At 40.1% G+C, this 25,268-nt stretch carries 19 protein-coding genes; 18 read left to right on the forward strand and 1 reads right to left on the reverse strand.

Annotation, left to right across the window (positions count from 1 at the left end; translation table 11 throughout):
• Positions 1-50: 50 nt before the first annotated feature.
• Positions 51-1,667 carry a DUF438 domain-containing protein gene (locus NFR27_RS04410; RefSeq protein ID WP_251454559.1) on the reverse strand — a complete coding sequence of 539 codons (1,617 nt, stop codon included), beginning with the start codon at positions 1,665-1,667 and terminating at the stop codon, positions 51-53.
• A 286-nt stretch (positions 1,668-1,953) separates the two neighbouring features.
• Between NFR27_RS04410 and fapR the strand changes: the two genes are divergently transcribed.
• From fapR to brnQ, 18 genes are all read left to right on the forward strand, one after another.
• Complete coding sequence (gene fapR, locus NFR27_RS04415) at positions 1,954-2,514, forward strand: transcription factor FapR (RefSeq protein ID WP_251454561.1); 561 nt, start codon at positions 1,954-1,956, stop codon at positions 2,512-2,514.
• A gap of 4 nt (positions 2,515-2,518) precedes the next feature.
• Positions 2,519-3,547: a phosphate acyltransferase PlsX gene (gene plsX / locus NFR27_RS04420; RefSeq protein ID WP_251454563.1), complete on the forward strand. Its 1,029-nt coding sequence runs from the start codon at positions 2,519-2,521 to the stop codon at positions 3,545-3,547.
• A complete protein-coding gene (locus NFR27_RS04425) occupies positions 3,531-4,526 on the forward strand; it encodes a beta-ketoacyl-ACP synthase III (RefSeq protein WP_251454565.1) in 996 nt (331 codons plus the stop codon). The genes plsX and NFR27_RS04425 overlap by 17 nt, the downstream gene beginning before the upstream one ends.
• A 15-nt stretch (positions 4,527-4,541) precedes the next feature.
• The gene (fabK, locus tag NFR27_RS04430; RefSeq protein ID WP_162099640.1) at positions 4,542-5,486 is read left to right on the forward strand and encodes an enoyl-[acyl-carrier-protein] reductase FabK; all 945 of its coding nucleotides are present in this window, start codon (positions 4,542-4,544) and stop codon (positions 5,484-5,486) included.
• Between the two features lie 17 nt (positions 5,487-5,503).
• Positions 5,504-6,445: an ACP S-malonyltransferase gene (fabD, locus tag NFR27_RS04435; protein WP_251454567.1), complete on the forward strand. Its 942-nt coding sequence runs from the start codon at positions 5,504-5,506 to the stop codon at positions 6,443-6,445.
• A 1-nt stretch (position 6,446) separates the two neighbouring features.
• Entirely contained in the window at positions 6,447-7,190 is a 744-nt protein-coding gene (gene fabG / locus NFR27_RS04440) for a 3-oxoacyl-[acyl-carrier-protein] reductase (protein WP_251454569.1), read from the forward strand.
• Between the two features lie 40 nt (positions 7,191-7,230).
• Entirely contained in the window at positions 7,231-7,467 is a 237-nt protein-coding gene (locus tag NFR27_RS04445; protein ID WP_006554975.1) for an acyl carrier protein, read from the forward strand.
• 64 nt (positions 7,468-7,531) lie between these two features.
• Complete coding sequence (locus NFR27_RS04450) at positions 7,532-8,488, forward strand: NAD(P)H-dependent flavin oxidoreductase (RefSeq protein WP_251454572.1); 957 nt, start codon at positions 7,532-7,534, stop codon at positions 8,486-8,488.
• A gap of 38 nt (positions 8,489-8,526) precedes the next feature.
• Positions 8,527-9,771 (forward strand): beta-ketoacyl-ACP synthase II, encoded by a 1,245-nt coding sequence (gene fabF, locus NFR27_RS04455; RefSeq protein ID WP_251440983.1) that lies wholly within the window; start codon positions 8,527-8,529, stop codon positions 9,769-9,771.
• Positions 9,772-10,524, forward strand: coding sequence for a ribonuclease III (gene rnc, locus NFR27_RS04460; RefSeq protein ID WP_251440981.1), 753 nt, complete (start codon positions 9,772-9,774; stop codon positions 10,522-10,524). It abuts the gene before it with no gap.
• A gap of 53 nt (positions 10,525-10,577) precedes the next feature.
• Positions 10,578-11,855 carry an elongator complex protein 3 gene (locus NFR27_RS04465; protein WP_479266834.1) on the forward strand — a complete coding sequence of 426 codons (1,278 nt, stop codon included), beginning with the start codon at positions 10,578-10,580 and terminating at the stop codon, positions 11,853-11,855.
• A 50-nt stretch (positions 11,856-11,905) separates the two neighbouring features.
• Positions 11,906-15,457 carry a chromosome segregation protein SMC gene (gene smc, locus NFR27_RS04470; RefSeq protein ID WP_251454575.1) on the forward strand — a complete coding sequence of 1,184 codons (3,552 nt, stop codon included), beginning with the start codon at positions 11,906-11,908 and terminating at the stop codon, positions 15,455-15,457.
• On the forward strand, positions 15,457-16,404 hold the full coding sequence (gene ftsY / locus NFR27_RS04475) for a signal recognition particle-docking protein FtsY (RefSeq protein WP_251440974.1): 948 nt from the start codon (positions 15,457-15,459) through the stop codon (positions 16,402-16,404). The genes smc and ftsY overlap by 1 nt, the downstream gene beginning before the upstream one ends.
• On the forward strand, positions 16,394-16,840 hold the full coding sequence (locus NFR27_RS04480; protein WP_251454577.1) for a hypothetical protein: 447 nt from the start codon (positions 16,394-16,396) through the stop codon (positions 16,838-16,840). Before ftsY ends, NFR27_RS04480 begins: the two co-directional genes overlap by 11 nt.
• Position 16,841: 1 nt before the next feature.
• Complete coding sequence (gene uvrB / locus NFR27_RS04485; protein WP_251454579.1) at positions 16,842-19,076, forward strand: excinuclease ABC subunit UvrB; 2,235 nt, start codon at positions 16,842-16,844, stop codon at positions 19,074-19,076.
• A gap of 32 nt (positions 19,077-19,108) precedes the next feature.
• On the forward strand, positions 19,109-21,982 hold the full coding sequence (gene uvrA, locus NFR27_RS04490; RefSeq protein WP_251454663.1) for an excinuclease ABC subunit UvrA: 2,874 nt from the start codon (positions 19,109-19,111) through the stop codon (positions 21,980-21,982).
• A complete protein-coding gene (gene uvrC, locus NFR27_RS04495) occupies positions 21,982-23,826 on the forward strand; it encodes an excinuclease ABC subunit UvrC (RefSeq protein ID WP_251454581.1) in 1,845 nt (614 codons plus the stop codon). The genes uvrA and uvrC overlap by 1 nt, the downstream gene beginning before the upstream one ends.
• Positions 23,827-23,876: 50 nt before the next feature.
• Positions 23,877-25,229 carry a branched-chain amino acid transport system II carrier protein gene (gene brnQ / locus NFR27_RS04500; protein ID WP_251454583.1) on the forward strand — a complete coding sequence of 451 codons (1,353 nt, stop codon included), beginning with the start codon at positions 23,877-23,879 and terminating at the stop codon, positions 25,227-25,229.
• The last annotated feature ends 39 nt before the right edge of the window (positions 25,230-25,268 follow it).

Raw genomic sequence — 25,268 nt, forward strand, 5'->3', positions numbered from 1 at the left:
CGCTATTAACAATGGTAGTACTTTTAGGAAATGCATTTAACCTTTATCATTTAGCCTTTATAATGGGCTTTAATGTAATTGGCTATAGCGTCGATTATATCTTTTTGGCTCATACCGGTTCGCTCGCAGGCCATCCCAATCGTTGCTTTGCGTGCCATAATTTTACCGAATGGCGTATTGAGCATTTTAAAATTGCTATTAATAGTTGGCATATATTGGCGTAAACCTTCTACTTTATCGAAGAGGTCAAAGAGTTTAGTATCTGCTGTAATAGTAATACCTTTAATAGTGATAGTATGAGCTGTAGCTTCTGGTGTAGTATTTTCATCAAGGGCTGTATTTACTGAGTCTGTTGTAGCGGCATCAACTGCATCCCCATGAGTTTCAGAGTCCCAAGTTAGGAGGGTACGAGAGCCTTCTAAGCTGCGAATGCGTGTACAATCTTGCATCATTTCAAGTACGCCTTTAAAATTACCGGCTTCATCACGAACGGCTGTATAGAGAATATAGATGAAGGCTTCTGGTTTATTAATCCAAAACTCCGCTTTGTCTTGTTCGCCAGAACGGAATTTCTCAATGATTTCTTCTACTAAATGAACACTTTTGGCAGGATGACAGTTGCGCACTTCGCGGCCAATAACATTAGCGCTGCGAGGGAAGATGCGATGTTTAGTGTCGCTGTAGAATTTAACTAACTCATGCTCGTCTACATAAGATAGGTCAACGGGCATATGTTTGAAAAGTAAATTGATACGTTCTAAAGAGAGTTTGCCTGTGGCTACATCGAGTTCAGTGTCAGGTGATGGCATAGGGTTCATATTATATTTGCCTAAGAGCGCGGCCAAGTCTTGCATAAAGTTTGCTGTTTTAGTGTCAGTAGTATCTATAGGTGAGGTTGCAATATCTTTTCCTGCTACCTTCATGTCACCGTAGTAAGGTGGTGGCGTAATTAGAGCAAAACCTATTTCATGATCACCGCGACTCATATAGCTAAATTCATCTTCGTTTACAAGTTTCCATGCTGTAGGAAGTAATACTTCTTGTTCTTTATCAGCTAAATCGCGGAAGGCATCAATCATCTTAGGTTGAAGGGTTAAGAATTGGTCTACTTCATCTGCTTGCAATAGGCGACGACTTTCGCTAATTAGGTCACGCACTTTGTCATCGAAGGTCCACATAATTTTAGTAGGGCGATCAAAGCCGTATTTTTCAAGTGCTGGATATAGTTGATTTTGCTTGCGTGATAAATGGCGAGACCATTCGCTTAGTTTGTCATATACGCCAAGCCAAGGATTTTTGATGAAATGGTGTGCTTTAAGGAGTTCCTCTGCTTCGTTCATGAGGGCAAGTCCTGCTGTAATTTCAGCTACATATACCCATAGCGGATGATTTTCTGGATATGTGTTGTCAGCTCTTACTAAAATGCCATCAAATAAGGCGAGTAAATCATCCATGCGATGGGTAATTTCTTCATCCGTATAAGATCCTTTTAATTGCTGTTCTCCATAGGCAAATTCATCTGGTGTACAGGTGCCAATATATTGTTTTAGAAGTGCTTGTCCTTCTTCAAGGGATAAGTTACCGCTTAAATAATTGTCTTTAATTTCAATCATTTTTGCTAAGCGTTGATCATTGTTTAAGCCAAGGGCTGATTTCATAGTAGTCATAAGTAAGTCTCCTTTGTGTATGCTAGTTTTACATTATTAGTTTCTTTACTGTGCAATATATAGTATTAATATATATGTAATAATAATAGGGAAGCAGTTGTGTTCTGCTTATATTTTCATTATAATGGAGTTGAAAATAGTTTTCAGTAGCTAGGGCTACATATTTAAAATGGAAATTGTTTTTTAAGTCATTTTTTTAGTCATTTATAATTTTTACTTGCATAATCGCCCTTTGTGACATATAATTGTAATGAAGTATTATTACTTGGTCATAAAAGGTGGTACCATGAGTCGGATAAAGAAGCAAGAGCGACAGCAGTTATTGCAAGAAAAACTGAATAATACGCCCTTCGTTACCGATGAGGAGTTGGCCATCTTTTTTAATGTCAGCGTGCCAACGATTCGCCTTGATCGGTTAGAATTAGGGATTCCAGAATTAAGGGAACGCATTAGAGCGCGTGTAGAAGGACTAGCACCAAGTGCTAATGATCATGGTCATATTGAAGTTGTAGGAGAATTAATTGATCTTACATCTGGTGAACAGGGTCTTAGCATATTGCGAACCAGAGAGGACATGACAGATTGTAATGGTTATGTAGAGCCACAGTATTTATATGCACAGGCTGACTCTCTAGCTAAAGCAGTGTTGGGTGTACCTGCTGTTTTAGCTGGCGTTGGTAATATTAAATATAAAAGTCCGGTCAAAGCGGATTGTAATTTAGTGGCCAAAGCCTCCGTAGTACGTCAACGAGGTGAGAAGTATTTTATCTGGGTCACAATTAAGGATAAGGTAAAAGAAGTCTTTCGGGCGAAGTTCATAATGGAGCCCATTCAGAATAGGGTGTAAGTATATGAAAATTGCAGTAGATGCTATGGGTGGTGATTTCGCACCCTACGAAATTGTACGTGGTGCGATTGATGCAGCAAAAGCATTTCCTAAGATAACAATATTTTTAGTGGGTGATGAAGCACAGATTCGTCAAGTATTAGAAGAATTTGGGCAACAAAATAATCCACAATTGATTATTCAACATGCCAGTGAAGTTATTGAAATGAGTGAGCATCCTGGCACGGCAGTACGCAAGAAAAAAGATGCGTCTGTTATAGTAGCCACTCGCTTGGTGAAGCAAAAAGTATGTGATGCCGTGATTGCACCAGGTAGTACCGGTGCTGCGGTAGCGGCAGCCTTATTTGGCTTAGGGCGTATTAAAGGTATTGATCGACCTATGATTGCAACACCTATTCCTACGCCACAAGGTGTTACCGTTATGCTTGATTCAGGAGCAAATGCAAACTGTAAACCAAAACATTTGGTACAGGGGGCTATTATGGGCTCTGAATATGCACGTTTAATGTTTGGTAAAACAAACCCGACTGTTGGCTTGCTTAATATTGGTGAAGAATCAACTAAGGGTAATGACTTGTGTTTAGCTACATATCCTTTATTAGAACAGCTAAAAACAATTCCGTTTAAAGGAAATGTAGAAGGCCGTGATATTCCTAAAGGAACTGTAGATGTAGTTGTATGTGATGGCTTTACTGGTAATGTGGTGCTAAAATTAGCTGAAGGCCTTGTAGGGGTTATGACGCAAATTATTAAAGATGGCATCAAAAATGGTGGTTTATTAGCTAAAATTGGAGCAGCTTTAATTGCCCCTGTATTTAAAAAGGTTCGAAAACGCCTTGATCATACAGAAAATGGCGGTGCTCCTTTATTAGGTGTGAATGGTGTGTTTTTAATTTCCCATGGCAGTTCAAAAGCAAAGGAAATCTTAACAGCGATTAAAATTGCTAGTGAGTTGGTGGAACAAAAAATTATTCAAAACATTCAACAGAGTATAGAAGAAGAAGGAGCTATCAAATATGACGATGTGGACTAAGCCAGTCGGTATTATTGGTACAGGTAGTTTTGTACCAGATAATATTGTGACTAACGCTGATCTAGAAAAAATCGTAGACACGAATGATCAATGGATTCGTGAACGCACCGGCATTGAAGAACGTCGCATTGCCCCAGAAGGCATGAATGCCTCTGATATGGCAACTGAAGCGGCTCGTCGCGCTATGGACAGTGCAGGCTTGACGGCTGAAGATATTGATTGTATTATTGTAGCGACTTTAACTGGCGATATGAGTATTCCTTCCACGGCTTGTTTAGTACAAGCTAACTTGGGAGCTACTAATGCAGCTGCTTTTGATTTAGGTGCTGCTTGCTCAGGCTTTGTATATGGTTTAATTAACGCTGGAAGTTATGTAAGTAACCAGTTATTTAAACATGTACTAGTTATCGGCGTTGAAGTAATGTCCCGCGTTATTAATTGGCAAGACAGAGGCACCTGTGTTTTATTTGGTGATGGCGCTGGTGCTGCTGTTGTATCGACCGTACCAGAAGGATATGGTATGTTAGGTATGGATATGGGGGCGAGTGGCGCTGGTGGAATGGCTTTATGCATTCCGGCGAGTGGCACTGCCATGATTCAGAATGATAAACGCATTGAAGAAGGCCTAACCTATATTCATATGGATGGCGCTGAAGTTTATAAATTTGCAGTAAAAACTATGGGGCGTACAGCTCTTAAAGCTTTAGACCGGGCCGGTTTGAAGTTAGAGGATTTGGACCGTTTCATTCCTCACCAAGCAAATAAACGAATTATTGACTCGGCTGCACATCGCTTAAAAATGCCAGAAGAAAAAGTATTTATTAATTTGCCAAAGTATGGCAATACATCAGCTGCATCCATTGGTATTGCTTTGGATGAAGCGGTACGATCTGGCTTTGTAAAACGAGATCATACAGTCGCCTTTGCTGGCTTTGGAGCCGGCTTAACTTGGGCAGGCTTGGTAATGAAATGGTACTAAGGAGGAACAACCATCATGATTAAGACTGATATTTGTGATTTATTAGGGATTGAGTATCCTATATTCCAAGGTGGTATGGCTTGGCTCGGTACCGCTGAACTTGCTGCGGCTGTGTCTGAAGGCGGCGGTCTTGGCATTATTGGGGCTGGTCATATGCCACCAGACGTATTTCGTAATGAAATTCATAAATTAAAAGAACGTACAAGCAAACCGTTTGGTTGTAATATTATGTTAATGTCACCATTTGTAAAAGAAGTTATGCAAGTGGTATTAGAAGAACGAGTACCAGTTATTACAACTGGTGCTGGCAATCCAAGTACTTATGTGCCAGCATTAAAAGAAATCGGCACTAAAGTAATTCCTGTAGTAGCGTCTGTATTGTTAGCTAAACGTTTATTGCGTGGTGGTATTGATGCAGTGGTAGCTGAAGGTACTGAATCAGGTGGTCACGTAGGGGAAATTACGACTATGTGTTTAATTCCTCAAATTGCTGATGCTGTTAATGTACCAGTTATTGCTGCTGGTGGTATTGCTGATGGTCGTGGTGCAGCGGCTGCATTCGCTTTAGGTGCTAGTGCAGTACAAATGGGTAGCCGTTTCGTATTATCCGAAGAATGTATTGCCCATCCAAACTACAAGGAAGCAGTACTTAAAGCAAAAGACCGCTCTACAGTAATGACAGGTCTTACAACAGGACATCCAGTTCGTATTTTAGAAAACTTATTATCCCATCAATATCAAGAATTAGAATTCAGTGGGGCACCAAAAGAACAGCTTGAAGAACTAGGTGCTGGCGCGCTTCGTAAAGCCGCTATTGAAGGGGATGTTAAAAATGGCTCTGTTATGATTGGGCAGATTTCTGGTATGTTACATGATGTAAAACCATGTGCTCAAATCATTAAAGATATTATGAGCGAAACTGAAACCGTAATTGGTGGCTTACAGAAAATCATTAAATAATACAGGAGGCGTTACTAGTGAAAACAGCATTTGTATTTCCTGGCCAAGGTTCTCAAAAAGTAGGTATGCTTCAAGATTTATACAATGAATATGACATTGTAAAACAGCGTTTTGCTGAAGCAGATGAAGCATTAGGTTATTCTATTTCTAAATTATGCTTTGAAGGACCTGATACTGAATTAGTTAAGACTGCTAATACACAGCCAGCTATTTTGACAGCTAGTGTAGCATGTTATGAAATACTCAAAGAAAAAGGCTTTACTCCTGATATTGTAGGTGGTCATAGCTTAGGTGAATATAGTGCTTTAGTTGCAGCAGGTGTGCTTGATTTTAAAGATGCCGTATACGTTGTTCATAAACGTGGCGAATTCATGCAAGATGCTGTGCCATTAGGCGAAGGTGCTATGGCAGCTATTTTAGCCTTACCTCGTGAAGAAGTAGTAGCTATTTGTGAAAGAATCAATAACGAAGTGGGTTCTGTACAAGCGGTTAATTTTAACTGCCCAGGTCAAATCGTTATTGCTGGTGCTACTGCAGCGGTAGAAAAAGCAGCGGAAGAAATGAAAGTAGCAGGCGCTAAACGGGCTGTTATGTTACCGGTAAGTGCTCCATTCCATAGTCGTTTAATGGAACCAGCAGCTGCTCGTTTGAAAGAAGAATTAGACAAAATTACTGTAAACGATGCAGCGATTCCAGTAGTAGTCAATGTAACTGGTGAAATTTTAACCGATGCCAATGCTATTAAAGAATCTCTTGTAGTGCAAGCCGCTCATCCAGTACTTTGGGAAGACTGTGTAGCAACTATGATTAATGAAGGTGTTGGTGCATTTGTAGAAGTAGGTCCAGGTAAAGTATTAACTGGGTTTACGAAGAAGATTAATAAGGAAATGCAATTAGCGAATGTTGAAGATGTAGATTCCTTAGCAAAAACTCTTGAATTTTTACAGGGGGTTCGATAAAATGCATTTAACAGATAAAGTTGCTTTAGTAACAGGTGCTTCTCGTGGTATTGGCCGTGCAATTGCTATTTTAATGGCAAAGCAAGGGGCTGATGTAGTTGTAAACTACAGTGGCAGTGAAGGTGCTGCACAAGAAACAGTAGATGCTATTTTAGCGCTTGGTCGCAAAGCGATTAAAGTAAAAGCTAATGTAGGCAATGCTGAAGAAGTGGCTGCTATGGTTGAAGAAGCTCATACAGCATTTGGTCGTATTGATATTTTAGTGAATAATGCAGGTATCACTCGTGATGGCTTGCTTATGCGCATGAAAGACAATGACTGGGATGATGTTATGAACATCAATCTTAAAGGCGTATATCTTGTAACTAAAGCCGTTTCAAAAATTATGATGAAACAGCGTAGTGGTAAAATTGTAAATATGACATCTGTAGTTGGTGTGACTGGCAATGCTGGTCAAGCTAATTATAGTGCTTCTAAAGCAGGTGTAATTGGTTTTACTAAAACTTGTGCTAAAGAATTGGCAAGCCGTGGTATTACGGTAAATGCGATTGCACCAGGTTTTATTCACACTGATATGACAGATGTTTTACCTGATAAAGTGAAAGAAGCAATGGTTCAGACAATTCCATTAGGACGTATGGCTGAACCAGAAGAAGTAGCTGTAGTAGCTACCTTCTTAGCAAGTGATATGGCAAGTTACATTACTGGTCAAGTCATTAATGTTGATGGTGGCATGGTGATGTAGGTACATATATAGTGAAATAGTGAAAGGAGGTGAAATCACAATGACCACGTTTGATAAAGTAAAAGCGATCGTTGTGGAACAGTTAGGCGTTGACGAAGCTGAAGTTAAGATTGATTCTACATTCATTGACGACTTAGGAGCTGACTCCTTAGACATCGTTGAATTGATCATGGCTTTCGAAGAAGAATTCAATGTTGAAATTCCTGATGATGTAGCTGAAAAAATTAAAACAGTGAAAGATACGGTAGAATACATCGATTCTATCAAAGAAGCGTAAGACTTGTGCACCGTTAGGGGGCTGTACGCCCCCTAGTCGGTATACGTAACAGGAGGAATTTATAGTGAAGCTCCCTGAACTTCGCATAGGAAATCTGGTGGCAAAGGTGCCCATTATTCAAGGTGGCATGGCAATCAGATTGTCTACAGCACGTCTTGCTGCGGCTGTAGCTAATGAAGGTGGCATTGGTCTCATTGCGGCCTCCGGTATGCCATTTGATGAATTACGTTATGAAATTAAATTAGCTCGAAAATTATCACCTACGGGTATTATTGGTATAAATGCAATGGTAGCAGCCTCTGGTTTTGCTGGCCTTGTGCAAACTGCAGTTGAAGAAGGCATTGACCTTGTTGTTGCAGGCGCAGGTTTTTCTCGTGATATGTTTGGTATGGGGAAAGAATCAGGTACGCCCATTGTACCGATTGTGTCCTCTGGAAAATTAGCTCGTATTTCCGAAGGATTAGGTGCGGCAGCTGTCATCGTTGAAGGCAGTGAAGCAGGCGGCCATTTAGGTACGAATCGCTCATCTCGTGAAATTGTACCTGAAGTTGTAAAAGCCGTTAAAAATATTCCTGTAATTGGCGCGGGCGGCGTGTTAGACGGGAAAGATATTGTAGAAATGATTAAGCTAGGTGCTAATGGCGTCCAAATGGGGAGCCGTTTTGCTGCTAGTGTAGAATGCAATGCATCGGACGAATTGAAAAAAATGTATGTACGTACAACAAAACCGGAAGATGTAGTGTTAATAGAAAGTCCAGTGGGTCTACCAGGACAGGCAATACGCAATAAATTTGCCACCACTGTATTGGATGGTACTGTACCACCACCAACTGAATGTGATCGTTGTTTAAAACATTGCTCTCATAGATTCTGTTTAATTAAAGCACTGGAACGAGCACAACAAGGTGATGTGGAGAATGGTTTAGTATTCTCCGGCAATAATATGCGCAAAGTAGATGAGATTTTGCCAGTTAAGGAAATTTTCGCTCGTTTATTGAAGGAAGTTTCCCAGATTGATTAATGTATTTCAATGCATAGTTTACATGTGAGGTGAAATAATTGGAAAAACGTGTTGTTATTACTGGTTTAGGGGCTGTAACGCCTGTAGGCACTGGTAAAGAGGCTTTTTATGAAGCGTTATTAGCAGGTAAATCTGGTATCGGTCCGATTACGCATTTTGATGCTTCAGAATATGCTACCCGCATTGCTGGTGAAGTGAAGGATTTTGATATTACTGAATATGGTGTAGAGAAGAAAGAGTCCCGTCGTATGGACCGTTCCTCTCAATTTGCAATCGCTGCAGCAGTTCTTGCTTTGCGCGATTCTGATCTTGATTTGGATAAAGAAGATCGTGACCGTTGTGGTACTGTAGTAGGTACTGGTATCGGTGGGATTGACTCTATCCACGATGTATATGTAACGTTATTTGACAAAGGACCTAATCGTGTAAGTCCATTTGCTGTACCTATGATGATTGCTAACATGGTATCTGGCCGTGTATCTATTGAACTTGGTCTTCGTGGCCCAGCGATTACAGATATTACTGCTTGTGCTTCTGGCACTAACTCCATTGGCGATGCATTCCGTATTGTAGCTCGTGGGGATGCTGATATTATGTTTGCTGGTGGTACTGAAGCGGCTATTTCTCCAGCGGCTGTAGCTGGTTTTGCTGCTATGAAAGCAATGTCTACACGCAATGATGAACCTGAAAAAGCATCTCGTCCATTTGATGCAGACCGTGATGGTTTTGTAATGGGTGAAGGGGCAGGTATCGTTGTTCTTGAAGAATTAGAACATGCGAAAGCTCGTGGTGCTCATATTTACGCAGAAGTAATTGGTTATGGTAGCAATGGTGATGCGTATCACATTACAGCGCCAGCACCAGGTGGTTTACAAGCGCGTAAATGTATGGAATTGGCAATTAAAGACGCTGGTATTGATCCTAGCGAAATTAATTATATCAATGCTCATGGTACATCTACTGGTCTTAATGATAAGAATGAAACTATGGCAATTAAAGAATTATTTGGAGAACATGCTAATACATTAGCAATTAACTCCACTAAATCTATGACAGGCCATTTATTGGGTGCTGCTGGTGCTATTGAAGCTATTGTAATGGCTATGGCTATTGAAACTGGCAAAATTCACCCAACTATTAACTTAACGAACCCAGATCCAGAACTTGATTTGGATTATGTAAAAGAAGGAGCTCGTGAGTTAAAAGTTAATTGTGCTCTTTCCAATTCCTTTGGTTTTGGTGGACACAATGCGACGTTACTAGTTCGTCGTTACGAGGACTAATTGAGCGGCCGTAAGACTCATAAGACAATCTCGCACCAAGCTCGAGAAGCAGCGCTTCGAGAGCTTGTGGCGCGTTTGCGTATTCCTTTGACAGATATTAATTTGCTCGACAGAGCGTTTACGCATACGTCTTATGCCAATGAGAATAGAGCAGCTCGCGTTAAACATAATGAGCGTCTTGAATTTCTAGGAGATGCTGTATTAGATTTAATTATCGGTGAGTATCTGTTTACTACATATCCTCAAATGACTGAGGGTGAACTGACGAAGATAAAGGCAGCCACTGTTTGTGAAACGTCACTAGCTACTTGTAGTGCTAAATTAAATTTTGGTAACTATTTATTATTAGGTCGTGGTGAAGCGACTTCTGGTGGCCGTGAACGGGCCTCTATTTTGGCGGATACATTTGAGGCAGTTATAGGCGCCTTATATGTCAATACTTCCTATGAAGTAGCAGCACAGTTCGTATTGAGTCATTTGAAAGGATATTTAGAAAAGGCTAAAGCTGGTAAGCTTGGCAAAGATTATAAAACAATGTTGCAAGAATATGTGCAACAAGATGGGGAAAAGCAAATTGTTTACACTTTACTAAGTGAATCTGGACCTGACCATGACAAGATTTTTTGCATGGAAGTGCGTATTGAAGGCGTTGCTTATGGTTCAGGTACTGGTAAGAGTAAAAAAGAAGCAGAACAAAATGCAGCACAAGTTACGTTAGATTATTTAGAAGGCAAACGAGCTTGTCAGTTATAATTAGGTATATGTAAATAGAGGAGCGGCTAATCCGCTCCTTTTTCGTATAGAAAGTGAGTTATCTTATGGCTGTAAGCATTGAAACAATGAAATCAAATATTGCAGTACCTTCTAAAGGTCTAACAAAGAAAAAGCGTGGCCTTATTCCTTTTTATATTCCTCATGCAGGCTGTCCACAGCAATGTATCTTTTGTAATCAACATCGGATTACTAGTGGTGGCGCAAGAGCTACTGCAGTGGATGTGACAGCGACTATTAAAGAATATATAGGTGCTGAACGAGAGTTAAAATATTGGGAAGTGGCTTTTTATGGGGGTAGTTTTTCTGCTTTACCCAAAGAATTACAGATTTCTTTATTAGAGCCTGCTTATGAAGCTTTACAAGGGGGGCTTATTGATGGTATTCGTTGTTCTACTCGGCCTGATGCATTAAGTGATGAAGCTATTGATTTGCTCGTAGCCTATGGGGTGAGTACAGTTGAAATGGGCGTACAATCCATGGATGAGACCATTCTTGTTAACTCTAAACGGGGGCATACAAGTGCTGACGTTGTAGGGGCGGTAGGGCGTTTACAAAGACGTGGCTTAACTGTAGGTATACAATTATTACCTGGTTTACCTGGTGAAAATTGGCATACTTTGGTGCATACGGCAGTGAAGGTAGGCCGTTTAGAGCCTGATTTTGTACGTATTTACCCTGTATTAGTTATTGCTGATACGGAATTGGCAGAGGCAGTAGCTGAAGGGACTTATACGCCTTTAACCGTTGAGGAAGCAGTAGCATATAGTGCGTTTTTAAAAACTTATTTTGAAGATAAGCAGATTGAAGTAATACGGACAGGTCTGCAAAGTACGCCAGAATTAGATGCCGGCATCGGCTTAGTGGGCGGACCTTATGAACCAGCTATGGGTGAATTGGTTGTTAATTATCAATGGCAACAAAAGCTGGAAGACGTATTACAGGCCCATGAAGCGGAGTTTATGTTTGCGTCGCAGATTGCATCTACTTTAGATTCTCCGAGACAGCATAAAAAGCTGATTACCATTATATATCCACGGTCATTGACTTCGAAACTGCGTGGAGAAAAGCAACGGAATATGAAGTATTTTGCCACAAAATATAGTCAGTATAATTGGCAGTGGTGTGAATGGGATTCTAAGGTGGCTCAAAATATATGGTCTAAGTGGGAAGTAACTGGTTTTGTGATTGGCGATGCGAGCGATGAAGTTAAGTCGGCAAAAACTACTGAAGGACTGAACCATAGTTATATGGCGAAAAATAAAGAGAATGTGTGTTTGATTATCGATAATATTAGGTATACTGTGGTATAATAAAAGGTACGTTATTATAAGAATTTTTGACTCACAGAAAGGTGGTTAGCATGCAACTCTTACGATTAGAGTTAAAGGGATTTAAGTCCTTTGCTGATAAAACAATTGTAAAATTTTCACCAGGCATGACGGCCATTGTAGGCCCTAATGGGAGCGGCAAAAGTAATATTACGGATGCTATGCGTTGGGTCTTAGGTGAATCAAATGTACGCCAATTACGTGGTCAAAAAGCAGAAGATATTATTTTTTCAGGCACAGAAAAACGTCGTCCCATGAGTACGGCTGAAGTAACGTTAATCTTTGATAATAGTGATAAACGATTACATCCTGATTTAGCAGAAGTGGCTTTAACACGGCGTATTTATCGCAGTGGGGAAAGCGAATTTTATATTAATAAAAAAGCTTGTCGTTTAAAAGATATTCAAGCCTTATTGGCTGATACAGGCTTAGGTCGTGACTCTATGGCTATTATTGGTCAGAATCGAGTAGATGCTATTTTAAATAGTAAGCCGGAAGAACGACGTTTAATTTTTGAAGAAGTAGCAGGTATTGCTCGTTTCAAAATGAATAAAGAAGAGTCTTTGCGCCGCATGGGGCAGACTGATCGAAATATGGAGCGTGTTGCTGATTTAATGGCTAATTTAGAGGAACAAATGGGACCTCTAAAAGAAAAGGCTGATAAAACAGAAGAACATGGTCGTTTGAGTCAGCAAAAACGTCTATATGATGGGGCTTTGGCTTTTCATGATTTTAAGGTAGCTGATCGACTTTTTACTAAACAAGAGAATGAAAAGACTGCTTTAGAACAAGAAGATATTGAAATACAAACAGAATTAACGACTGTAGCTGCATCCGAACAAAGTTTGAAACTTCATAATGATGAACAGCAGTTAGCACTTCGAGCTTGTGAAGAAGCGGTAGCACAGGCGCAGCGTAAAGAAGAACGGTTGCAAGGGGAGCAGAAGCTGGTAGAGGAACAGTTACGTTCTGCTACAAAAGAGGTACAAGAGCTACAATATCGTATTCATGAAATGGAAGCGACTATTGCTGGTGATAGTCAGAAGGTATTAGTTCACCAAAAGTTGGTGGCTGATAGTGAAGCTGAATTAACTAAGCAGGCGGAAGTGGTACGTCAAAAAGAAGAGGCTTATGAGATAGCTAAAGCTACCTTGCAAGAGGTACAGCAAGCCTTTCAAGCGGTGCAAAAAGAAGCGGCTAGTCGCCATGAAGAGCAACTAAGTTTAGTAGGACGAGTTGAAAAATATCGGTCTGAATTGCAACGTGTAGCCGATGAATTAGAAGAAGGGCGGAAATTAGTAGAAGTTTTGACCCAAGAAGTAGCCGACGTCGCTACGGAAGAAGCAGCTGCCTTAGCTAAGCAACAGCGTTTAGAAGCTAGCAAGAAAGAACAAGAAGCAGTTCGTCAAACACAGCAAAATGCGTTAAATGAATTGCGGACTAGTCGTCAACAATTGGAAAAAGAAAATCAAGCGAGGCGCCGTGAAGAACAACAATTAGAAGGGCGTTTGCAAGTATTGGCCCAGTGGGCAGAGCAACATGAAGGCTATGCAGAAGGTACGCGTAATGCTTTACAAGCTAACGAAAGCTGGCGTAAGGATTTGCATGGGGCCATTGGTGATTTATTTACAGTAGAGCCTAAGTTTGTAACGGCCCTAGATATTGCTTTAGGTGGTAGTATTAATCACATAGTTGCTAGTACAAGTCGAGCCGCTGCAGATTGTATTGCTTATTTAAAACGAACACAGGGTGGTCGCGTTACTTTTTTACCTCTTGAAACGGTAAAAGGTCATGCTCTTGAGACCTCTGCATTAGCTGAAGTTGGTGTACTAGGGCGTGCCGTTGATTGTATTACTTTTGACGATACGTATAAAGGGATTTTTACATATTTATTAGGCCGTACCATCGTTGTTGAGTCTATGGAACGAGCGATAGAGCTACAAAAAAAATACAAACAACAGTTGCGTATTGTTACTTTAGGTGGTGAACAGTTTCAACCTGGTGGCTCTTTATCAGGTGGTGTGACTAAGCGTCGCAAAGCCTCTGTCATGGCTCGTAAAGAAGAGCTTACGACCCTTACAACAAAACTTACAACTTTGCAACAGAAGATAGAGGACGATCAAACTACCATACAAAAGAAAGAGCAAGACATAGAAGCGTTAACCGCTACTATGGAGGCTGAAAAAGATAGTTGGGACGAATTACATACCTTATTATTAACAGCACAGACTTTATGTCAAACCTTGGGTGAGCGTAAGGCTCGTAAAGAGCGCTTAGTGGTTGAAAATACAACTAAAGTGAAAATTTTGGAAGATACCCAGCAGACTATTGAGGGTCAGCTAAAAGCGGGGGAGGCTAGTTTACAAGCTTTGCAGACAAAATTGACTGAGGCTGGTGAAGGTAGTGTTACATTAGCTCAATTAGAAGCAGCTCAGCAGGCGCAAGGGGAAGCAAATGCCATATGGAATGAAGCCCGTTTGGCTTATGAACAAAGTCGTCAACAACAGGTATATAGACAAAGTCAAATTGCTGAATGGCAGGCTGCTATTGAGGCGAATACCGCTAAAATGAAGCCTTTACAAGAACAGTTAATGAGGCAAACTGAGTTAGTGGATATAACGTTGCCACAACAGTTGTCACATTTAACTGAAACCTATGGTACACAGGCGTCAAAGTCAGGGGCTTTGCAAAAAGAGCGACAATCCCTCTATGAATTGCATAGTACTCAAAAGCAGAATTTAGAAGAATTAGCTACTCGACGTAATGATTTAGATGTACGGCAAAAGCGTATTCAACAACGATTATTGCAGATGGAAGGACAGTTGGCTAAATATGAAATGAATAGTACCCAAGCGGTGGCTAAAATCGGTGAGTTAGGCTTTACGAAAGAGGAGGCACAATCACTTCATTTAGAGGGCGCTGTTGGGGATTGGCGTTTAGCACAAGGCCAATTACAAGCTCAATTAGAAGCGTTGGGGCCTATTAATCCTGAAGCAGTTGCTGAATATGAAGAAGCGCTAAAAAAGAAAAGTTTTTACGAAGAGCAGCGTTCTGATTTAGAATTAGCGAAACAACAGCTTGAGTCTGTTATTGCGGAGATTGATAAAGCAATGTCGACTCAACTTAGTGAAGTCTTAGATATAGTAGGGGACCGATTCCAAGCGGTGTTTAGTCAATTGTTTGGGGGCGGTACGGCACAAATTGTATTAACTGATGCAGCTAATATTTTAACTAGTGGGATTGATTTTTATATACAGCCACCTGGTAAAAAACGTCAGCAATTAACATTATTGTCTGGCGGTGAACGAGCTTTAACAGTTATTGCTTTATTGTTCTCATTCTTAGACTATCGACCTGCTCCATTTTGCGTACTTGATGAAGTAGATGCTGCTTTAGATGAAGCAAACGTAGAACGATTTGGCAGTTATTTGCAGCGTTTAGGGGCTGATACACAATTTATTGTTGTATCGCATCGTAAGCGGACTATGGAAGCGGCTTTAGTATTACAAGGGGTGACAATGGTAGAACGAGGCGTTTCACGATTATTAACAGTAGCCTTTGATGATATAGAGGAGGATATGTAATGGGATTTTGGAATCGTACAAAACAATTATTAGGCATTAGTAATGCATTAGAAAATACAAAAAAGAAATTTACAGAAGCTATTGAAACAGTAGTTATTGGTTATGCTAAGATTGATGATGATTTTCTCGATGACTTAGAAATCGCTATGATTACTGCTGATTTAGGTAGTAAAACTACTGAATTATTGATGAAAGAAATTCGTCGTGGTGTAACGGAAGGTAAAATTAATCATACCAATGAAGTAATGGGCTATATTGAAGAATACATTACTAAAATTTTGGAAGATCAGGAAGAAACTTTAGAAATGCATGCGCCAGAAGTTATTTTAGTAGTAGGGGTTAATGGCGTTGGCAAGACTACAACGATTGCTAAATTAGCGCATTATTATAAAGAAGCAGGTAAAAAAGTTGTCTTAGCAGCAGCGGATACATTCCGTGCGGCTGCCTCTGAACAGTTAACTATTTGGGCTGAACGTGCTGATGTGCCAATTGTTAAGCATCAAGAAGGGGCTGACCCAGCCGCTGTTGTGTATGATGCTTTAGCATCGGCAAAAGCTCGTAATGCAGATATTGTAATTATTGATACGGCTGGTCGTTTACATACTAAGACGAATTTAATGGAAGAATTGAAAAAAATTGGTCGTGTAGCGGACCGCCAAGTTCCTGGTGCGCCACATCAAACCTTATTGATTTTAGATGGTACTACTGGTCAAAATGCAGTAAGCCAAGCTAAATTATTTGGTCAAGCTGTGCCAATTACAGGGATTATTGTTACAAAATTGGATGGCACTGCTAAGGGGGGCGTGGTTATTTCAATTAAAGAGGAATTGGGCGTGCCTGTGCGTTGGATTGGCATTGGTGAAAAAATTGATGATTTACAGCCATTTAACGCGAAGGACTTTGCCAATGCATTGTTTGATAAAGGAATGAGTAGTAATGAAAAATGAGATGAGTCGTGAAGAATTAATAGCCTATGCAAAAGCTGAGAACCGTGCTAATAAGTATGGAGCGCCTGTAGAAGCTATTGAAACTTTAGGTGATTTATTAGCGTATGTGGGCAATGAAATGTATCGCCCTGTAACGCGCCTTATGTTGGCGAATTGGGCTGAATTAAATGAGCGCATTGATAACTTTTCAGAGGAAGAATGGGCATTTGCTACTGATGTGGCAACTAAAGTGGGCCTTGATAAACGAGTTGTTGCCTTGCTCATTGAAGTATTGGAAGGTGCTGATACGCCAAAACAATTAGAAGATAGTAAGCGTACAGAATTAAATGAAGAAGAACGTAAGGTATTACAGCAGCATATTGACCGCGTACGTGCTGAAGAAGCGACGCAAGCAGCCGCGGAAGCGGAACGTTTGATGGCTGAAGAAGGTAAATAATATGGCACATCCAAGTATTCATCGTAATTACGAAGGCCCAATGAATCCCTTTAAAGTAGAAGCCCCTTTTCAGCCTATGGGTGATCAACCAGCGGCTATACAATCGTTAGTGAAGGGTGTTGAAAATGGCGATTGGGCACAAGTTTTATTAGGTGCTACTGGCACAGGGAAAACGTATACTATGGCAAAACTGATAGAGGGCGTACAAAAGCCTACGTTAGTTATTGCTCATAATAAGACTTTGGCGGCGCAGCTAGCTAGTGAGTTTAAAAGTTTTTTTCCTAATAATGCGGTAGAATATTTTGTGTCTTATTATGATTTCTATCAGCCAGAAGCATATATTGCATCTACCGATACTTATATTGAAAAAGATGCGTCTATTAATGATGAAATTGATAAATTGCGACATTCTGCTACGATGAGTTTATTTGAGCGCCGTGATGTGATTATTGTGGCATCGGTAAGTTGCATTTATGGTTTAGGGGATCCAGAAGATTATAGTGATTTAGTGGTTTCCCTACGGTTGGGGCAAGAAAAAAGTCGCGATGATATTTTAAAGAAATTAGTAGATATTCAATACACACGTAATGATATAAACTTCACACGTGGTACATTTCGGGTTCATGGTGATACGATTGAAGTATTTCCTGCTGCTTATAGTGAACGGGTGGTACGCATAGAACTCTTTGGTGATGAAATTGATCGTTTATCTGAAGTGGATGCGTTGACTGGCGAAATCATTGTAGATCGTAAACATGTAGCTATTTATCCAGCATCTCACTATGTAACGACTCGTGAAAAACTGCAAGTTGCCATTGAGCGTATTGAAGCCGAATTAGATGAACAATTAAAACTGTTAAAATCTAAAGACCGCCTGTTAGAAGCACAGCGATTGGAACAGCGCACTCGGTATGATATAGAAATGATGCAAGAAATGGGATATTGTTCAGGCATTGAAAATTATTCACGTTTGCTTTCTAATCGTAAACCGGGGGAAGCGCCTTTTACTTTGATTGATTATTTTCCTGATGATTTTTTAATTCTTATTGATGAATCTCATGTAACTATGCCACAGGTACGAGCTATGTACAATGGGGATAGAGCACGCAAGGAAAATTTGATAGAATACGGTTTCCGTTTACCTTCAGCATTAGATAATCGTCCTTTGAAATTTGAAGAGTTTCAAGAGCGCATTAATCAGATTGTGTATGTATCCGCTACGCCAGGACCTTATGAAATGGAAGTACAAACAAATGTAGCTGAGCAGATTATTCGCCCTACAGGATTGCTAGATCCGGTTATTGAAGTACGACCTATTCGCGGTCAAATGGATGATTTATTGGGGGAAATTAAACTACGCACAGCTAAGAATGAGCGTGTTCTTGTAACAACCCTCACTAAAAAAATGGCGGAGGATTTAACAGAATTCTTAAAAGAAGTTGGTATTCGCGTTCGCTATTTACATTCTGACATTGCTACGATTGAACGAGCTGATATTATTCGTGATTTACGAGCTGGTGTATTTGATGTATTAGTCGGGATTAATCTCCTGCGTGAAGGTCTCGACATGCCAGAAGTGTCGTTGGTAGCGATTTTAGATGCTGACAAGGAAGGGTTCTTGCGTAGTGACACTTCTTTAATTCAGACTATTGGTCGGGCAGCTCGTAATGAACATGGTCGTGTTATTATGTATGCTGATCGTATTACCGGCTCTATGGAGCGGGCTATTAGTGAAACTGAACGGCGTCGTGAGGTGCAACAGGCTTATAATACAGAGCATAATATAACGCCAAAATCAATTCGTAAAGAAGTTAAAGAATTGATTGAGTTGACGAAGTTAGAAGAAGAGGCAGGTAGTAGCGCAACTGCTGATAGCAGTCAGGGGCGTACTAAACGTAAAGGACGAAGCCAAGGAGCTAGTACAGCTAAGGTTTCGAAAGCTACTACTAAAGGCTCGGGTAAGAGTAAGTCCTCACAATTGGCTGTAACAGGATTGCAAGCAGTAGCAGAAGATGGGTCTACTTATGGTGAAACAGCGGATACATCAGTAGCACCAGCTGTAACGGTTGAAGATGTATTTAATGAAATTGAAGAAACGACGCGTCTTATGAAGGCCGCGGCGAAGCAGTTAGAGTTTGAAAAAGCGGCTGAATTGCGTGATAAGTTAGGCCTATTGCGTCAACAATTATCTGATTTGCAAGATGCTCATGAGATGAAACCTAAACGTCGTAGATAATAAATATACGTTCTTTTAACCAGGAGGTTATGGTGAAAGAAGAAATTATAGTAAAAGGAGCAAGGCAACATAATTTAAAAAATATTGATGTTGCCTTGCCAAGAGATAAATTTATCGTGATTACAGGGCTTAGTGGTTCGGGTAAATCGTCCTTAGCCTTTGATACGATATATGCGGAAGGGCAACGGCGTTATGTGGAGTCGTTGTCCGCTTATGCACGCCAATTTCTAGGACAAATGGATAAACCCGATGTGGATTATATTGAAGGTTTATCACCAGCCATTTCCATTGATCAAAAAACTACCAGTCGCAACCCTCGTTCTACAGTGGGGACAGTGACGGAAATTTATGATTATTTGCGGCTTTTATTTGCCCGCGTAGGTCGCGCCTATTGTCCAGAATGTGGCAAACCTATTTCTCAGCAGTCCATTGAACAAATGACAGATGATGTAATGACTTTGCCAGAACGGACTAAAATTTTAGTTATGGCTCCTTTATTACGTGGTAAGAAGGGGGAGCATAAACAAATATTAGAACGATTGCGTAAAGAAGGATTTACGCGAGTTCAAATTGATGGTGAAATTCACACCTTAGATGAAGATATTCAGTTGGCTAAGACTAAAAAACATGATTTAGAAATTGTCATAGACCGTTTAGTTGTAAAAGAAGGCATTGAAAGTCGTTTAGCTGATTCTATGGAAACAGCGGCCAAGTGGGGCGAAGGCTTGGTGGTAGTGCAAGAAGTAGAAGGTCCTACTCATATGTACAGTCAGCATTTTGCTTGCCCAGATTGTCATATTTCACTGCCTGCTATTGAACCTCGTATGTTTTCTTTTAATAGTCCTTTTGGGGCTTGTCCGGCCTGCTCTGGTATTGGAAGCACTATGGAAGTGGACGAAGATCGCGTAATTCCTGATGGTGATATATCCTTCGCTGATGGCGCTGTTGTACCGTTAAGTTCTAATCCAAATGCTTGGTTTATGCGACAATTAGAAGGTTTATTAGTGGCTCATGGCTATGATTTGAATGCTACCTTTAATGAATTACCTAAAAAGGTACAAGATTTAGTTATGAATGGTAGTACGGATAAGGTAACTTTCGACTATGAAAATATGCGTGGGGAAGTAAAGACATTCCATACGGAGTATGAAGGTATTTTGCCTATGGTAAAACGCCGTCATAGTGAAGCTTTGAATGATTCACAGCGGGAAGCTTTTGAAGAATTTATGTCGATTAAACCTTGTAAAACCTGCGGTGGTGCTCGATTAAAACCAGAAGCCTTAGCTGTTCGTGTAGGTCCTAAGAATATTCATGAAGTGACTAATATGACTATTAGTGAAGCGGTGGATTTTTTTCAAACTGTGCCATTAACAGAACGAGAACAATTTATTGGCAATCAGATTTTGAAAGAAATCAATGCTCGTTTGATGTTCCTTAATAATGTAGGTTTGGACTATTTAACGATGAGTCGTAATGCTGGCACTTTATCGGGTGGTGAAGCACAACGTATTCGCTTAGCCACTCAGATTGGTTCTGGTCTGGTAGGGGTATTATATATTCTCGATGAGCCGTCTATTGGTTTACATCAACGAGATAATGATCGACTCATTGCAACCCTTAAAGGTTTACGTGATTTAGGAAATACATTACTTGTGGTGGAACATGATGAAGATACTATGTTGGCGTCTGACTATTTAGTGGACATAGGCCCTGGAGCTGGTGAACATGGTGGACAGATTATCGCCCAAGGCACGGCACAAGAAGTTATGGCCAATGAGCAATCGATTACTGGTCAATATTTAAGTGGTCGTAAATTTATTGCGTTGCCAGTGAAACGACGCAAGCCCAATGGTAATTATTTAGAAATTCGTGGAGCTTCTGAAAATAATTTACAGAATATTAATGTGAAATTCCCCCTTAGTGTATTTACGGTTGTAACTGGGGTAAGTGGGTCTGGTAAATCTACATTAATTAATGAGATTCTATATAAAGGCTTAGCGAATCATTTATATCGCTCCTATCATAAAGTAGGTGCTCATAAGGAAATTCGAGGCACAGAACATATAGATAAGATTATTAACATTGATCAAAGTCCGATTGGGCGAACACCACGCTCGAATCCGGCTACGTATACGGGTGTATTTGATTCAATTCGTGAATTGTATAGTCAAACGCCAGAAGCTAAAATGCGTGGCTATAAGCAAGGCCGGTTTAGTTTTAATGTACGTGGTGGTCGTTGTGAAGCTTGTCGTGGTGATGGCATTATTAAAATAGAAATGCACTTTTTACCAGATGTATATGTACCTTGTGAAGTCTGTAAAGGTGCGCGCTATAATCGAGAGACTTTAGAAGTAAAATACAAGGGTAAAACCATTGCTGAAGTTTTAGACATGGTAGTGGATGAAGCGGTTGAATTTTTTAAAGCCATTCCTAAAATTCATCGCAAGCTTGTAACTTTACAGGAAGTAGGGCTTGGCTATATTCGGTTAGGGCAGCCTGCAACAACCTTGTCTGGTGGGGAAGCACAGCGGGTGAAATTAGCTACTGAATTGGCTCGCCGTAGTACTGGTAAAACGCTTTATATTTTAGATGAACCAACTACGGGGCTTCATGCAGAAGATATTCGTAAATTGCTAGATGTGTTACAAAAGTTAGTAGATGGTGGAGATACGGTCGTTGTTATTGAACATAATTTAGATGTAATCAAGACAGCGGATTATATTATTGATCTAGGCCCTGAGGGGGGAATACGAGGTGGTACAATTGTTGGTACCGGTACACCAGAACAAATTTGTAAATTAGAAGCTAGTTATACGGGTAAATTTTTAGCACCAGTATTAGCTAAAACAAAGAAATTTATGGCAGCTGCTAATGCCTCTAGTAAAGATAGCAAGGTAGGTAACTAATGGTTACAGAGACTGTATTAGAGAAGATTAGTCATTTGCCAACTACGCCAGGGGTGTATTTATGGCGCGATCAATATAAACGTATTATTTATATTGGCAAGGCTATTAATCTGCGAAATCGAGTGCGTTCGTATGTGCGCCAAGATAGTAATCGCGCCCCTAAAGTAGCTGCTATGATGAAGCGGGCCGTAGATGTAGAAGTCATTCAGACTAAGACAGAAATGGAAGCGCTTATTCTTGAAAATACGCTTATCAAGGAACATCATCCTAAGTATAATATTATGCTTCGTGATGATAAGACTTATCCTTATGTGAAAGTTACAGTACAAGAAGAGTATCCACGAGTGCTTATGGTGCGGCGCATGGTACGGGATGGGGCTAAATATTTTGGTCCTTTTACAGATGTAACCGCCGTGCATCAGACTTTAAAGTTATTTCGTCGTCATTTTCCTTTACGCACTTGTCAGAATATGAAAGTGCCACGCCCTTGTTTACAATATCACATGGGATATTGTGAAGCTCCTTGTCAAGGTTGGGTAAGCCCTGAAACATATAGTACGTATATTGATCAGATTGTACAGGTATTAGAGGGGAAGCCAATTCCACTTTTGCAAGACTTAAAGGCGCAGATGGAGACCGCGGCCGATGAATTAAATTTTGAAAAAGCAGCTACTTTACGAGATCAATTACAGGCCTTAGAAAAACTTCGCGAGAAACAGCGTATGGTTACACAGCGTGGTGATATTGATGTAGTGGGGATAGCTATGGAAGGCCTTATGGCTTGTGTTCAAGTCTTTTTTATTCGTCAAGGTCGTTTGTTAGGACGAGAGAACTTCTTTATCAAAAATGAGGGCGATGAGGCTGTAACAATTATGACTGACTTTGTGAAGCAATATTACAGTGGTGCGTCTTTTGTACCTAAAGAAGTGCTTTTACCTTATGATACAGACGAGCGTGAACTCTTCGCTACATGGTTTTCTGAAATGAAAGGGCAAGTAGTAGAGGTATCCGTGCCGCAACGAGGTTATAAGCATGATTTGATAAAAATGGCAGCTGAAAATGCGCAAAACTTTTTAGCAGAGCGACGTCGTCAATGGCAATACGATTTAGATAAAAGTGGCGGCGCTGTTAAAAAGCTGGCCGAAGTGTTGGATTTACCACGTTTGCCAGAACGAATGGAATGTTTCGATATTTCTCATACTCAAGGGAGTGAGACCGTTGCATCTATGGTAGTTTTTGAAGATGGTAAACCAGCTAAGAAAGAATATCGACGTTTTAAATTAAAAACGGTGCAAGGCAAGCCTGATGATTTTAAGTCTATGGCAGAAATTATGGAACGACGTTATGGTAATGAAACTGATTGGCCTATGCCTGATTTGATTATTATTGATGGGGGCAAAGGTCAATTGAATGCAGCCTTACCATTAATTCGTGCTGTAGGGGTAACGGATGTGCCCGTTATTTCCTTAGCTAAGCGCATTGAAGAAGTATTTGTAGAAGGGCAGTCGGAGAGTATTATATTATCCCATCATTCTCCAGAACTACAATTATTACAGCAAATTCGCGATGAAGCACACCGTTTTGCTATTACCTATCACCGTAAATTGCGCGGAAAACGCAATTTAGAATCTATCTTAGATCATATTGATGGGATTGGACCTAAGCGGCGTAAAGCTTTATGGCAGGCCTTTGGTAATTTAGAAAGGATAAAAGCTGCTTCTGTTGAGGAGTTAGCTAGTGTGCCTGGTATGAATCAAAAAACGGCAGAGGCTGTTTTTGAGTTTTTCCGTTTGTCGAAAGAGGAAAAGCGTGCTACCATTGAAAGAGATATTCGGGGTAGTTAGTAGCAGTTAATATTTTAAAATATATAATGTAATGTGGGAGGTATTATATCTTGAATGGTAAATTGTCATTAAGTTCAGCTATTGTAATTGGGTCTATGCTATTTGGCATGTTTTTTGGAGCAGGGAATCTTATTTTCCCAGTGCATATGGGGCAAGAAGCAGGGGCTGATGTATGGCCTGCTACCTTAGGCTTTTTAATTACTGCTATTGGGTTGCCTTTTTTAGGGGTAGTGGCTATTGGTATTTCACGGAGCAGTGGCTTATATGATTTAGCTACTCGCATTCACCCGACCTATGCAAAATTATTTACCGTATTATTATATTTAACAATTGGACCTGCTTTTGCATTGCCTCGTACAGCCACGGTGTCTTATCAAATTGGTTTAGCACCTTATATTGGTGATGATATGCAAACTATGGCATTGGCAGGCTTTACTTTTGTATTTTTTGCATTGGGCTTATTTTTCTCGATGAACCCAGGGAAATTGATGACCTATATTGGCAAAATTTTAAATCCACTATTCTTAGTATTTTTGGCAATTTTATTAGCAGTCGCTTTAGTTTCTCCTATGGGAGAAATTAGTTCGGCGCCAGTTACTGGTGATTACCTAACTATGCCATTTTTTAAAGGCTTTACAGAAGGGTATAATACAATGGATGCTTTAGCTGCTCTTGCTTTTGGTATCATTGTTATTCGTGCTATGCAAGAAGTTGGCGTTAAGGAGCCTAAAGATATTGCTATTGGCATGGTAAAGGCAGGGATTGTAACTGTTATCTTAATGGTAGTTATTTATGCGTTCTTAGCCTATGTAGGGGCTTCTAGTTTAGGTGTATTACAACTTTCAGCTAATGGTGGTATTGCTTTAGCGCAAATTGCTCATTACTATTTTGGTTCTATCGGGGCTGTTTTATTAGCAATTATTGTTACCTTAGCGTGCTTGAAGACAGCGGTAGGTTTAATTTGTGCTTGCTCTGAAACCTTTGTCGAATTATTCCCAAATTCTATTAGTTATAAGAAGTATGCTTATACATTTGCTCTTGTATCATTTTTAATTGGGAATGTAGGTTTAACTCAGATTATTTCACTAGCAATCCCTATTTTAATGTTGTTGTATCCATTAACAATTACTATCATTTTATTAACCTTCTTGGCACCAGTATTTAAAGGTCGTCAAGCGGTGTATTTAATTACGACTCTATTTGCGTTATTGGCAGCGATTGGTGATGCGCTCAATACTTTACCTGCCTTTTTAGGGCAAAATGCTTTGGTGCAAAATACTTTGCAATTATATAAAAGTTTGCCTTTCTTTGAGTTAGGAATGGGGTGGATCGTACCATCAGCTATAGGTTTTGTATTAGGGCTTATTTATATAAGTGTTAAAAAATCTAACACAGTGGCTTAAAATTTTTTAGGTATAGAAAGTATTAAAGAACTAGCTAAT

The organism is Veillonella intestinalis (assembly GCF_943192895.1).
GTDB classification, from domain to species: Bacteria; Bacillota; Negativicutes; order Veillonellales; family Veillonellaceae; genus Veillonella_A; species Veillonella_A intestinalis.